This window comes from Gammaproteobacteria bacterium (genome assembly GCA_035501935.1).
Lineage (GTDB): Bacteria > Pseudomonadota > Gammaproteobacteria > JAJPIJ01 > JAJPIJ01 > JAJPIJ01.
The window spans coordinates 31,761-44,545 of the sequence record DATJVC010000039.1; the positions used below are offsets into that span (position 1 = coordinate 31,761).

At 61.3% G+C, this 12,785-nt stretch carries 14 protein-coding genes and 1 other RNA gene; 11 read left to right on the plus strand and 4 right to left on the minus strand.

Annotated elements, in window-relative coordinates; all coding sequences use genetic code 11:
* Window positions 1-4 precede the first annotated feature (4 nt).
* The 8 genes from hisG to VMH34_10125 all read left to right on the plus strand — a co-directional run bounded on the left by hisG (window position 5) and on the right by VMH34_10125 (window position 7,030).
* Complete coding sequence (gene hisG, locus VMH34_10090; protein HTT09124.1) at window positions 5-679, plus strand: ATP phosphoribosyltransferase; 675 nt, start codon at window positions 5-7, stop codon at window positions 677-679.
* A 2-nt stretch (window positions 680-681) separates the two neighbouring features.
* Complete coding sequence (gene hisD / locus VMH34_10095; protein HTT09125.1) at window positions 682-2,004, plus strand: histidinol dehydrogenase; 1,323 nt, start codon at window positions 682-684, stop codon at window positions 2,002-2,004.
* A gap of 137 nt (window positions 2,005-2,141) precedes the next feature.
* Window positions 2,142-3,224, plus strand: a complete 1,083-nt coding sequence (gene hisC, locus VMH34_10100) for a histidinol-phosphate transaminase (GenBank protein HTT09126.1) — start codon at window positions 2,142-2,144, stop codon at window positions 3,222-3,224.
* 110 nt (window positions 3,225-3,334) lie between these two features.
* On the plus strand, window positions 3,335-3,931 hold the full coding sequence (petA, locus tag VMH34_10105) for a ubiquinol-cytochrome c reductase iron-sulfur subunit (GenBank protein HTT09127.1): 597 nt from the start codon (window positions 3,335-3,337) through the stop codon (window positions 3,929-3,931).
* On the plus strand, window positions 3,928-5,175 hold the full coding sequence (locus VMH34_10110; GenBank protein ID HTT09128.1) for a cytochrome b N-terminal domain-containing protein: 1,248 nt from the start codon (window positions 3,928-3,930) through the stop codon (window positions 5,173-5,175). Before petA ends, VMH34_10110 begins: the two co-directional genes overlap by 4 nt.
* Window positions 5,172-5,906 (plus strand): cytochrome c1, encoded by a 735-nt coding sequence (locus VMH34_10115; GenBank protein ID HTT09129.1) that lies wholly within the window; start codon window positions 5,172-5,174, stop codon window positions 5,904-5,906. Before VMH34_10110 ends, VMH34_10115 begins: the two co-directional genes overlap by 4 nt.
* A gap of 31 nt (window positions 5,907-5,937) precedes the next feature.
* Window positions 5,938-6,573 (plus strand): glutathione S-transferase N-terminal domain-containing protein, encoded by a 636-nt coding sequence (locus tag VMH34_10120; protein ID HTT09130.1) that lies wholly within the window; start codon window positions 5,938-5,940, stop codon window positions 6,571-6,573.
* Window positions 6,574-6,616: 43 nt separating this feature from the next.
* Complete coding sequence (locus VMH34_10125) at window positions 6,617-7,030, plus strand: ClpXP protease specificity-enhancing factor (GenBank protein ID HTT09131.1); 414 nt, start codon at window positions 6,617-6,619, stop codon at window positions 7,028-7,030.
* Window positions 7,031-7,188: 158 nt separating this feature from the next.
* Here the strand turns inward: VMH34_10125 and VMH34_10130 are convergent, their stop codons facing one another.
* From VMH34_10130 to VMH34_10145, 4 genes are read right to left on the minus strand one after another with little or no spacing between them, the layout of a single operon-like run.
* The gene (locus VMH34_10130) at window positions 7,189-7,770 is read right to left on the minus strand and encodes a BON domain-containing protein (GenBank protein ID HTT09132.1); all 582 of its coding nucleotides are present in this window, start codon (window positions 7,768-7,770) and stop codon (window positions 7,189-7,191) included.
* A complete protein-coding gene (locus VMH34_10135; protein ID HTT09133.1) occupies window positions 7,760-8,368 on the minus strand; it encodes a phosphoheptose isomerase in 609 nt (202 codons plus the stop codon). The genes VMH34_10130 and VMH34_10135 overlap by 11 nt, the downstream gene beginning before the upstream one ends.
* A gap of 45 nt (window positions 8,369-8,413) precedes the next feature.
* Entirely contained in the window at window positions 8,414-8,782 is a 369-nt protein-coding gene (locus VMH34_10140) for a YraN family protein (protein ID HTT09134.1), read from the minus strand.
* Entirely contained in the window at window positions 8,779-10,734 is a 1,956-nt protein-coding gene (locus VMH34_10145; protein ID HTT09135.1) for a penicillin-binding protein activator, read from the minus strand. The genes VMH34_10140 and VMH34_10145 overlap by 4 nt, the downstream gene beginning before the upstream one ends.
* A gap of 29 nt (window positions 10,735-10,763) precedes the next feature.
* Between VMH34_10145 and rsmI the strand changes: the two genes are divergently transcribed.
* From rsmI to mraZ, 3 genes are all read left to right on the plus strand, one after another.
* Window positions 10,764-11,639 (plus strand): 16S rRNA (cytidine(1402)-2'-O)-methyltransferase, encoded by an 876-nt coding sequence (gene rsmI / locus VMH34_10150; GenBank protein HTT09136.1) that lies wholly within the window; start codon window positions 10,764-10,766, stop codon window positions 11,637-11,639.
* A 33-nt stretch (window positions 11,640-11,672) separates the two neighbouring features.
* Window positions 11,673-12,065, plus strand: an RNA gene (rnpB, locus tag VMH34_10155) — RNase P RNA component class A.
* 253 nt (window positions 12,066-12,318) lie between these two features.
* Window positions 12,319-12,777 carry a division/cell wall cluster transcriptional repressor MraZ gene (mraZ, locus tag VMH34_10160; GenBank protein ID HTT09137.1) on the plus strand — a complete coding sequence of 153 codons (459 nt, stop codon included), beginning with the start codon at window positions 12,319-12,321 and terminating at the stop codon, window positions 12,775-12,777.
* The last annotated feature ends 8 nt before the right edge of the window (window positions 12,778-12,785 follow it).

Below are 12,785 nucleotides of genomic sequence, written 5' to 3' on the forward strand. Positions count from 1 at the left end.
AGCCATGAAGATGAAGAAGCCAACGAAAACAAATTTGAAACGCCCGGATCCTGGCGCGCCGTTGACGCTGGCTGTGTCGAAGGGCCGCATTCTCGACGAGGCGCTGCCGTTGCTCGCGCGTATTGGCATAAAACCGCTGGAGGATCCGGGGCGCTCGCGCAAGCTGATCCTGAAGACCAGCCGACCGGAATTGCGGCTCGTGATCATACGGGCACAGGACGTGCCGACCTACGTCGAGCACGGCGCCGCAGAGGCGGGCATCGCCGGCCGGGACGTGTTGATGGAATATCAGAGCGAGGAATTGTACGAACCGCTGGATCTGGGCATCGCCCGCTGCCGTCTGGTGGTGGCCGGCCGCGACCGCATCCTCTCCGCCGTGCGCCCGCGCGTGGCGACCAAGTATCCCAATATCACGCGTGCCTATTTCGCCGCCCGCGGCGAACAGGCGGAAATCATCAAGCTCTACGGCTCGATGGAACTGGCGCCGCTCGCCGGTCTCGCCGATCGCATCGTTGATCTCGTGAACACGGGCCGCACCCTGCGCGACAACGGGCTGGTGGAACTTTCGACCATCGCCGAGATCAGTGCACGCCTCATCGTCAACAAGGCGGCGATGAAGGTCAAGCATGTCGCCGTGCAGAAATTAACCGCGCAACTGGCGAAAGCCATTCGCTCCTGAAGATGACCGCGACCCGGACACTCAAGCCACGCCGTTTGCGCACCCGCGATGCCGGCTTCAAACCGGCGCTGGAGGCATTGCTGGGGCGGGAAACGGCGCGGGATGACGCCGTTGATGCCACCGTGAGGGACATCATCAACCAGGTGCGCAGCCGCGGCGACGCGGCATTGATCGAATACACCAACCGCTACGATCGGCGGCAATTGGTCTCCGCTGCTGAGCTGGAAGTTCCGCGGGCAGGGCTTGAGGAGGCGCGCGCAACGCTTAATCCGGAATTGAGAACGGCACTGGAGTCCGCTGCCGGTCGCATCCGCGCCTATCACGAGCGCCAGCGGCAGAGTTCGTGGAGCTATGTCGAGGCTGATGGCACGGTGCTGGGCCAGCAGGTGACGCCGCTCGATCGCGTGGGCGTGTATGTGCCGGGCGGCCGCGCCGCCTATCCCTCCTCGGTGCTGATGAACGTCATCCCGGCCAGGGTGGCCGGTGTGGGCGAGATTATCATGGCGGTGCCGGCGCCCGACGATGTGCTGGAACCCGTGGTGCTGGCCGCCGCGGCGATCGCCGGCGTGGATCGCGCCTTTACCATGGGTGGGGCGCAGGCAGTTGCCGCCCTGGCCTACGGCACGGCGGTCGTGCCGCGCGTCGACAAGATCGTGGGGCCGGGCAACCTGTATGTCGCGCGGGCCAAGGCCATGGTCTTCGGCGCGGTGGGTATCGACATGATCGCCGGCCCTTCCGAGATCCTGGTGATCTGCGACGGGAAAACGAACGCCGACTGGATCGCGATGGACCTCTTCTCGCAGGCCGAGCATGACGAGGAGGCGCAGGCCATCCTGCTTTGCCCGGACGCGGGTTTTCTCGATGCGGTCGAAGCCAGTATCCGCCGTCTGCTGCCGGATCAACCGCGCGCCACCATCATCCGGCAGTCCCTCGCGGATCGCGGCGCCCTCATCGAAGTCGGGGATCTCGACGAGGCCGTTGAAATCGCCAATCACATCGCCGCGGAACATCTGGAACTTTCCGTGGAAGATCCCGCCCCGCTCGCGGGCAAAATCCGCCATGCCGGGGCGATATTTCTGGGCCGCCACGTGCCGGAGGCGCTGGGCGATTACTGCGCAGGACCGAATCACGTGCTGCCGACGGGGCGCACGGCGCGCTTCTCCTCGCCGCTCGGCGTCTATGATTTCCAGAAGCGCTCTTCGCTGATCCAGTGCACGCCAGCGGGCGCCGAGCGGCTGGGCAGGCTCGCGGCCGCACTGGCGCGCGCGGAGGGATTGCCGGCGCACGCCGCCTCCGCAGAATATCGCTTTAAATCCTCTGAATAAGCCCTTCGTGGGGCTTTTCAGAGTCGGGAAGCAAAAATATGATTTTGTTCCCCCCGTTTCTCAGCGGCATATTTGCCGCTGAGAAACGCCGGTACCTCCCGTACCGGGGAACACTGGTTGTTATGAAGAGGTGACCAATGACTGATGCGCTGATCGAGCGCTGGGTCAACGCACAGGTGCGCGCGTTGACGGCCTACAGCGTTCCCGACGCCGCGGGCCTCATCAAGCTGGACGCGATGGAGAATCCCTATACCTGGCCGATGGCGTTGCGCACCGAATGGCTGGAACGGCTGCGCCATGTGGAGATCAACCGTTACCCCGATCCCGCCGCGCGCGCGTTGACGGAACGATTGCACCGGTATCTGGCGCTGAATGAAAAGGTCAGGTTGCTGCTCGGCAACGGTTCCGATGAGTTGATCCAAATCATCGCCCTGGCCCTGCGCGGCGAGGGCCGTGTCTTGCTTGCGCCGGAGCCCACCTTCGTGATGTACCGCATGGTGGCGGAGGTGCTGGGCCAGCGCTTCGTCGGTGTGCCCCTGAATGCCGGGGATTTCAGCCTCGATCTGCCCGCGATGCTGGCCGCCATCAAGGCGCACGAGCCCGCCATCGTCTTTCTGGCCTGCCCGAACAATCCCACCGGGAATCTGTTTGAACGCCGCGACGTTGAACTTATCATCGAATCCGCACCGGGGCTGGTGGTCATCGACGAGGCATACTTCCCCTTCGCACGCGAAACCTGGCTGTATGATCTCCCGCATCATCCCAATCTGGTGGTTCTGCAGACGCTGTCCAAAGTGGGGTTGGCGGGATTACGCGTGGGCATGCTGGCGGGCGCGCCCGCCTGGTGTGATGAGTTCAACAAAATCCGGCTGCCGTACAACATCAATACGCTGTCACAGGTCAGCGCGGCGTTCATCCTCGAACACGCGGATCTCCTGGACGAGCAGGCGGCGCAAATCACCCATGATCGGGAGGAATTGACGGCCCAGTTACGCGCGTTGCCGGACCTGAAAGTCTGGCCCAGCCGCGCCAACTTCGTTCTGTTCCGCGTGGCTCATGCGCGCGAAGTGTATGCGTCGTTGAAACAAGGCGGCGTACTCATCAGGCGCTTGGACAATGCGCATCCACTACTGGCGGATTGCCTGCGTGTTTCCATCGGCACGCCAGCGGAAAACACCGCCTTCCTGAACGCCTTGCGAACGACACTGAAAAACGCCTGAATCCTCGCGCACGACGGCGGAGCAGGCCTTTTTGGTATAATGCCCGCCACCAGTTATCACCACTGAGCAGGGCCGTCGCCGGGCCCGCCGTCTTAAATTTCGAGGGGGCCATGAGTGAGGAGGAGATAGACAAAAACCGCCGCCGCTTTCTGACTGCGGCCACAACGGTTGTGGGTGGGACGGGCGTGGTGCTGGGGGCGGTGCCGTTCGTGTCGTACCTCCAGCCCAGCGCGCGCACCAAGGCCATCGGCGGGCCGGTGGAGGTGGACATCAGCAAGCTGAAGCCGGGCGAACGCGGCATCTTCAAATGGCGCGGCCAGCCTGTGTGGGTCGTGCGCCGCACGGAACAAGCCCTGCAGGAGTTGAAGGACATGGACGACAAGGTCCGCGATCCGAATTCCGATGAACCCCAGCAGCCGCCCTATGCAAAAAATGAAGCCCGCTCCCGCAAACCGGAATATCTCGTGGTGGTGGGATTGTGCACGCACCTGGGCTGCTCGCCGAACTATATCCCGGAGGGATCGAGCGACGCGCCGGAACCGGATTGGAAAGGCGGCTTTCTATGCCCCTGCCACGGTTCGCGTTTCGATCTCGCCGGGCGGGTGTTCAAGGGGGTGCCGGCCCCGACCAATCTGCTGGTGCCGCCATATAAATTCCTGAGCGATACGACGCTTCTCATCGGCGCCGACGAGGAGAACAAGGGATGAACGGCGTCACCGCCGCCTTGGGCCGCGCCTTCGACGGGCTGATCGGCTGGATCGACGCGCGCTTTCCGCTGCTCAAGCTGTGGAACGAGCATCTCGCCAAATATTACGCGCCCAAGAATTTCAATTTCTGGTATTACTTCGGCTCACTCGCACTATTGGTATTGGTTCTTCAGATTCTGACCGGCATCTGGCTGACGATGAATTACAAGCCGGACGCCGAACTGGCCTTCGGTTCCGTCGAATACATCATGCGCGATGTCGACTGGGGCTGGCTCATCCGTTACATGCATTCGACCGGCGCCTCGGCGTTCTTCATCGTGATTTACCTGCACATGTTCCGCGGCCTGCTGTATGGTTCCTACAAAAAGCCGCGTGAACTTTTGTGGATCATCGGCATGATGATTTATCTCACCCTGATGGGCGAGGCCTTCTTCGGCTACCTGCTGCCCTGGGGACAGATGTCGTTCTGGGGCGCCAAGGTCATCGTGTCGTTGTACGGCGCCATTCCGATCATCGGCCCTGATCTGGCGCAGTGGATCCGCGGCGACTACGGCATCTCCGATGTGACGCTGAACCGCTTTTTCGCATTTCACGTGATCGCCATGCCGCTCATTCTCTGCGGACTGGTCGTCGTGCACATCATGGCATTGCACGAGGTCGGCTCCAACAATCCCGATGGCATCGAAATCAAGAAGAAGAAAGACGCCGATGGCGTGCCGCTTGACGGCATCCCCTTCCACCCGTATTACACCGTCAAGGACATCGTCGGTGTGGCAGTGTTCCTGATCCTGTTTGCCGGCGCGATCTTTTTCGCGCCGGAAATGGGCGGCTACTTTCTGGAGGACAATAATTTCATCCCCGCCGATCCGTTCAAAACGCCGCCGCACATCGCGCCGGTGTGGTATTTCACGCCGTTCTATTCCATCCTGCGCGCCGTGCCCAATCCATTCGGTGGTGTGGTGGCGATGGGCTGCGCGGTTGTGCTGTTCTTCTTCCTGCCCTGGCTGGATCAGAGCCCGGTCAAGTCCATCCGCTACCGCGGCCTGCTGAGTCGGGCGGCGCTGGTCATCTTTGCCGTGAGCTTTCTCATCCTGGGTTATCTGGGCACCCAGCCCCCGACCCCCGTGACTTCCAATCTGGCGCGTATTTTTTCCGTGATTTATTTTCTGTACTTTTTGTTGATGCCTGTCTACACCCGCGCGGAGAAAACCCTGCCCGAGCCCGAGCGAGTGCGCTATCCATGAACCGGATACTGGCTTGCACATTGCTGTGTTGGACGGTGGTGGCATCGGCCAGGACAGAGGGCCCGCTGTATCAAGCACGGGTGGACCTGGAGAACAAGGCCTCACTGCAACGCGGCGCGCGGCTGTTCACCAATTACTGCCTGAGCTGCCATTCGGCGGCCTATTCGCGTTACAGCCGCGTGGCCCGTGATCTGGGCCTGACCGAGGACGAGGTCGCGAACAATCTTATGTTCACCACCGACAAGATTGGCAATACCATGACAGTGGCCATGCGCCGGACGGATGCCGAGTCCTGGTTCGGCACGCCGCCGCCGGATTTATCGGTCATCGCGCGTGCGCGCGGCGCCGACTGGCTCTACACCTTTCTGCTGACGTTCTACGAAGACCCGTCGCGTCCCACCGGCGTCAACAACCTGGCATTCAAGGACACCGCCATGCCACACGTATTGTGGGAATTGCAGGGTTATCAGAAGCCGGTGGTTGTGACGGAAAAGGATCCGGAAGGCAGGGACGTGCAGCGCATCGAAAAGCTTGAACCCTCGACGCCGGGTCTGCTCGACGCCAGGCAATACCGCGATGCGGTGCGCGACCTGGTGAATTTCCTGGTTTATATGGGCGAGCCGGCCAAGATGATGCGCCAGAAGATGGGCGCCTGGGTGATTCTGTTCCTGGTGGTGTTCTGGCTCGTCGCCCGTCAATTGAAAAAGGAATATTGGAAAGATGTGCGCTGACGTCCGCAATCCGCCATCGAAGGATGTGCCGCTGAATCTGCTGGCCAACCGTCACTCAATCATGACGTTGTTCTGCGATCCGGATGATCCACTCGGTCACGGCGTGCGCTTTGTGCTGGCGGAGAAGGATGTCAACGTCGAGGTGAGTTACGTCACCCAGGATACCAAGCCGGAGGATCTGAACGATCTCAACCCCTACGGCACCGTGCTGACGCTCATCGATCGCGACCTTGTGATCTATGAGCCGCAGGTCATGATGGAATACCTGGATGAGCGCTATCCGCACCCGCCGTTGATGCCGGTCGATCCCGTCTCGCGCGCCCACAACCGCCAGGTGAGATTCCGGCTGGCGCGCGACCTCTACCATCTTCTGCCCGCCATTCACGGGCGCAACGAGGTCGCCGCCGCCAACGCGCGCAAGGCGTTCCGCGATCACCTGACCGCCATCGCCCCGGCATTTGCCCAGCAGCCGTATTTCCTGTCAGTGGAGATGTCGTTGATCGATTGCTGTCTGGCGCCGCTCTTGTGGCGGCTGCAGGCCTACGGCATCAAGCTGCCGGCGCAGACCAAGGCGTTGACGCAATATGCCGAGCGCCTGTTTGCCCGCCCCGCATTTCAAGCCAGCCTGTCGTCGCGCGAGCGCGAAATGCGCGACGGGAAAAAATAACCTTCCCCCTTTGGTATTCCGTGGCTCCGGCCGCGTTGTGACGATGACCTCTCCGAAATCATACCTGCTGCGTGCCTTCTACGACTGGATTGTCGATAACGGCCTGACGCCATATGTGCTGGTGGACGCGCGACAGCGGGGCGTGGAGGTGCCACTGCAATACGTGCAGGACGGCAAAATTATTCTGAACATCGCGCCGGGTGCGGTCCACACGCTCAGCATGGACCCCAAAGGCCTGAGCTTCAGCGCGCGATTCCGGGGCATCGCGCAGGACATCCATGTTCCACTGCCGGCTATCAAGGCGGTCTATGCCAAGGAGAACGGCCGCGGCATGGTCTTCCCGGAGGACGAAACCACCGGTGAGGCGGCGCCGGATCCCACTCCCCAAACCCCCGGGCCACAAAAGCCCGGCCCCAAAAAGCCACGCAAAGGACCATCCCTGCGCGTCGTTAAGTAAGCTCTGAATAAGTCCATCCTGGACTTCTCAGAGCACGGAAACTGAAAAACGTGGTTTTCAGTTTCCTTCATTTTCAATGGCCTGGCGGTCATTGAAAATGGCAGTGCATCCCTGCACTGCGGAACCTCTGACTTAATCAGAGATTCCTTAAACAACTGCTAGCCGGTGTATTCGAACAGCTTGACCACTTTTTGCACGCCGCCGACCTGACGGGCGACATCCGTCACTCGATCGCCGTCGGCCTTGGTGATCAGGCCCAACAGATAGACGATCCCGCGTTCGGTCACGACCTTAACCCGGGTCGGATCGAAATCCTTCATGCCGAAGATTTGCGCCTTGACCTTGCCGGTCAGCAACGTGTCGCTGGATCGCGATGTCAGCGAACTCGGCGCGGCAATGGCCAGCTCGTCGTAGACCTTGCGCACCTTGGAAATGTTTTTGACGATGTTGACCACCTCGTCATGCAATTCCGCGGTCGGGGTCTCTCCTGTGACCAGGACAATGTTGTTGTAGCTGGTGACATTGATGTGGGCCTGGTCGTTGACGGCCTTGTTGTCGAAGAATGCCTTGGAGGCCTTCAGTTCTATGGCCTCGTCTTCGACGATGGTTCCCGTGGTACGGTTATCGTGGGCCGCGCCAGCGCCGGTAGCCACACCGCCGAACATGACGGCCGCACAACCGTTCAATCCGGCGGCCAGCAGGCCCATCCATACCATCCGAAGGAAGTGGTCACGTCGCATGAGTCGAGTCCTCCTGTCCGAGTAGATGATAGTCGATCAGATCACACAAACAATGGGTGATCAACAGGTGAATTTCCTGGATGCGTGCCGTGGACCAGCTGGGCACGCGCAATTCGAAATCGGTGGCCTTCAATAAACGTGCCGCCTGCCCTCCGTCGCGGCCGGTGATCAACAGCACGCGCATTTCGCGTTCATGCGCGGCGAGAATGGCCTCAAGGACGTTCGGCGAGGCACCGCTGGTGGAATAGCATAAAAGCGCATCGCCCGGACGGCCCAGGGCCCGCACCTGTTTGGCGAACACGTCGGCAAATTGGTAATCGTTGGCGATGGAGGTGAGCGTCGAGCCGTCCGTGGTCAGGGCCAGCGCCGCCAAGCCGGGACGTTCACGCTCGAAACGGTTCAGCATCTCGGAGGAGAAATGCTGGGCGTCGCCCGCCGAGCCGCCGTTGCCGCACGTCAAAATCTTATGATCGCCCACAATCACCTGCGCCAGCGCCGCCGCCGCCCCGGCAATGGGCGCGCAAAGATTTTCCAGCGCCTCGCGTTTGACGGTCAGGCTTTCGTTGAAAAGAAATTTTACCCTTTCAATGGGATCCATGAGTTTTCAGGATTGAAAATATGCCGGTGAAATTCAAAAAATGGATTATGCCTGAAAAGCATTTTTGATCCACTCCACGCGCAGCACGGGCGCCGCGCCGCTCAATGTGATGACATCGAAGCGGCAGGGTTGTCGCTCGCGCGGCGTGTGGGTCAGCAGATAATGTTGCGCGCTGTGGAGCAGGCGCTGGCGCTTGAGGGTATGCACGGATTCAGCCGCTGTACCGTGACGCTCATGGCGGCGGTAGCGCACCTCGACGAACACCAGCACACCGCCCTCTTCCATGATGAGATCGATCTCGCCGCCCGCACAGCGGTAATTCCGTTCCAATTCGTGCAGTCCGGCGGCGGCGAGATAACGTGCGGCGTGCTGTTCCGCCCACGCCCCGCGAGTGGCTGGCGGAACGGATTTCAAGGCGCAGGCGCGGCGGCAGTAGACGGTGCCGTGACGGCGCCATCCATCAAGGCGGGCAGGCCATTGCTGAATCTGGCCCAGGTGAGCTGGCGCTGAATGACGCCGTCCGTGTTCAGCGAGAGGGTGCCCGTGGCGCCCTCCAATCGCGCCGCCGGTTGCTGCGCCAATTGCGGCAGCTGCATGAGCAGACGGTAGGCGTCCACGCCCAGCGCGTACAACCGGTCTTGCGCGGGTGTGATTTCGGGCCAGGCGCTGTGCAGCGTGGCCTTGAGTGGAAAGGCGCCGCCCTCCTGAAGCACCCACGGCATATCGCCGAACTGAACGCCGTTCAAATCCCGATCCTGAACGGCGTTGAGCGCGCCGGTATAGACATGCGATGTGGCGTACACCGGCAAATCGGCGGCGCGGAAAAATTGTAGCTGCGGGCAGAGCTGTCGAGCGGCGGCCGCGGAGGCGGCGAGAAAAATCAGATCGGCGTCCTGACGGCGCCGCGGTTCGCTCATGATTTTGCGTCCGAGAATTTTTTTGAGTTCATCGATGCGGGCCTCGCTTCGATCGATCTGCAACACTTTTTTGACCGAGGTAGCATAATCGCGACTATCAGGTGCATAGGTTTGATAATCCACCAGTGCGCCGCCCAGTGACTCCCATTGCGATTTGAATGCCTGCAACAGCCGCTGGCCCCAATTGTCGGAGGACACGAGCGCGAGGGCGCGCACATGACCATCGAGCCAGGCGCGTTCCGCCGCCTGGCGCGCCTCCGTCTCCGGCGACAAACCGAATTGATATAAATTGGTTACATTCGCGGCGGCCGGCGCGCCTTCACTTACGGGCTCATTGATCTGATTGAGCGCCAGAGTGGGCACAGGCAGCGAACCGCGGCTGATCAATGCCTCCACCGCGCCCTTCTCCAGCGGGCCGATGATGAAACCAGCACCGGCGCCGACTGCGGCGTCATAAGCCTGCGCAATATTGCCTGTGGAGGCGTTATAAACCGCAACGGCAGGCTTTGCGCTGCCGGCGTCTTCATACCATGCCGCCATGAAACCATCGCGGATGGCGTCGCCCGCCTCGGCGAAGGGTCCCTCCAACGGCAGCAACAATGCCACCACTTTGGGTGGCGCGACCGCTGCGAGTGCGCCGGCAGCCGGGAGCGCAATGAAGGCCGCAGCCGGATGATCGGGATGCGCGATCCGCCAGCGCTGCGCCTGCGCCGCATAGGCAGCGGGACTGCCAGCGGTGGTTTGCGTCAATTGCACCAGTTCCAGCCACGGTCGCAGATTGGCCGGCGCGGCGGCCAGCGACTGTGCGATCCTGGCGGGGGGCATGGCGTTGAGATCCTTCCACAGCGTTTCGCGGTTCTCCTGCTGCCTGGGATCGTTTTGCAGCAGGGGTTCGCGCTGCAGCCGCACGATGGCCGCCTCTTCCTGACGGCCCAGGGTCTCCAGAAGCTCGGCGCGCAATGCCAGCACCTGATCATGAATGTCGTCCTGCAATCGTTCCACCGGCAGCGTCGCCAACGCATTCAAGGCGGCCTCGGATTGTCCCTGGGCGCGCAACAGACGCGCGCTCAGGATCTGCCGCCACGGCCAGTTGGCTTCTTCCGGACGCAATTGGATTTGATTGAGCAACGCCTGCGCCGATTTGATGTCCCCGGCGTCTAGATAGGATTGCACGGCCTGGAGGCGGTAATTCTCGGCCTCCGTCGCCGGATGGCTGCGGGCGGCCAGTTGCAAAAATGCCGCCGCCGCGGCGGCGTGATCACCGCGCTCGCGCAATGCCCATGCGTCGGTACTGGCAGGAGTCGTCGCGGCCGTGGTTCCCGTCCGCACATTCGGTTGTGGCGCACAGGCCGTCAGCACGATAATGGCGGCGATCACGGCCATGAAATCCAAGATGCAGCCGGTGGCAAGCCGAGATGCGTGGCGGCGCCGGAGCGAGACTAGCTTCATGGTGACAGTATCCTTAAGGCAAATTCGAAATGTCAATTAATACAAAAACACATCGGCCTGGTTGTCTTTACGTCGTGGCCACACCCATCGGCAATCTGGAGGATGTCTCCGGCCGCGCCCTGCGCATCCTGCGGGAAGTGCAGTTTATTCTTGCCGAAGACACCCGTGTCAGTGCCCGGCTGTTGGCGCATTACGGTATCACCACGCCATTACGGGCGTTTTATGATCATAACGAACGCGCAACCACGGCCGGCTGGCTTGAGCGTTTGCGGGATGGGGCGCAAATCGCGCTCATCAGTGACGCCGGCACACCGTTGATTAACGATCCGGGGTTCCTTCTGGTACGCGAAGCCCTGACGCATGGCGTTCGGGTGATGGCCGTGCCCGGGCCAAGCGCCGTGATCGCGGGGCTCAGCGTGGCGGGCGTGCCCGTGGATCGTTTCACATATGAAGGATTTCTGCCCGCCACCGCTGTCGCCCGACAGGGGCGCCTGCGCGCGCTCGCGGGCGAACAACGCACCATGGTGTTTCTGGAGGCACCGCATCGCCTGCGCGCAACACTGGCGGATCTGCGGGTGATATTTGGTTCGGCGCGCCGGCTGACGCTGGCGAGGGAATTGACCAAAAAACATGAAACCCTTCTGCACGGCACGGTAGATGAGGTGTCGGCGCGGGTGGAATCGGAACCCGAGCAGAATTTGGGTGAGATGGTGCTGTGTGTGGAAGGCGCTCCGGAAGATCGCGCCGAGCGGGAACGCGCAATGACGGTGATGCACGTGCTTGCAAAATACCTGCCTCCCGGGCGCGCCGCGTCCGCCGCCAGCGCGCTGACCGGCGTGCCGCGTCAGGAACTTTATGCGCAATTCATGAAGACGCACGCCGGCACAAAAGCCGAAATGCCTTGAAACTTAAGGCGGCGGGCGCGACACTAAGCCATGGGAGTCGGCCGGGCAGTCGCTGCGCGCACAAGCGTGCAGAGGAAAGTCCGGGCTCCAAAGGGCAGGGCGCCAGGTAACGCCTGGGGGATGCAAGTCCACGGACAGTGCCACAGAGAACAGACCGCCTACCTTCGTCCTCGGACGGAGCGGCAAGGGTGAAACGGTGCGGTAAGAGCGCACCGCGCCGGTCAAGGCCGGCGGCACGGTAAACCCCGCCTGGAGCAAGACCAAATAGGGGGACGCGTCTTCCTGCCAAGGGAGAAATCAGCGCGGCCCGCGTCAGTCCCCGGGTAGGTCGCTAGAGGCGCGCGGTGACGCGCGTTCGAGAGGAATGATTGCCACCCTGCGCGTACGCACAGGGTACAGAACCCGGCTTACAGGCCGACTCCCCCTATATTTTGTTGTTTCCGCACCGTGCCGCCCGCAGTGATCTATCTATAATTGACATTAAGATCAATTTTTAACTAGATGATAAAGATGGATTAGTAAAAAGCTACCGCTAACGAGTTGAGTTTCCACGGCAAGTTATTCTGTAAGTCTCTGTTCACAAATAATTTTTCTTGACATTAAGAAGCCTCGATCCTTATAGTTGCTAGGTGGGAAAAAGTGGTAATAAGTGGATCAAACAATCCATTGGGAGAGCGGCATGTTTCGGGGATTCAGTGCGGTCAGCATCGATGCCAAAGGGCGGCTCGCCCTGCCGAGCCGCTACCGGCAGGCTGTCGCCGCAATCTCCGGCAATCAATTGGTGGTGACCTTAAACCCGCTCGATCGTTGTTTATGGCTGTATCCGCTGCCGGCATGGCAGGCCATCGAAGAAAAACTGGCACAACTTTCGGACTTCGACAAACAGAGCCGCCGCACCAAGCAGATGATGCGCGGTCATGCGACCGAATGTGAGTTGGATGGTCATGGGCGCGTGTTGCTGCCGCCCAAGTTGCGTGAATTTGCCGGCCTCAAACGTGATGGCGTGCTGCTGGGGCAGAGCAATAAATTTGAACTGTGGGACGAAGCTGCCTGGAACCGCCAGCGCGATGACTGGCTGGGGCAAGTGGGCGAAGACCAGGAGGCCGTATCATCGGCGTTGCGTGATCTGTCGCTGTGAGGCCGGCC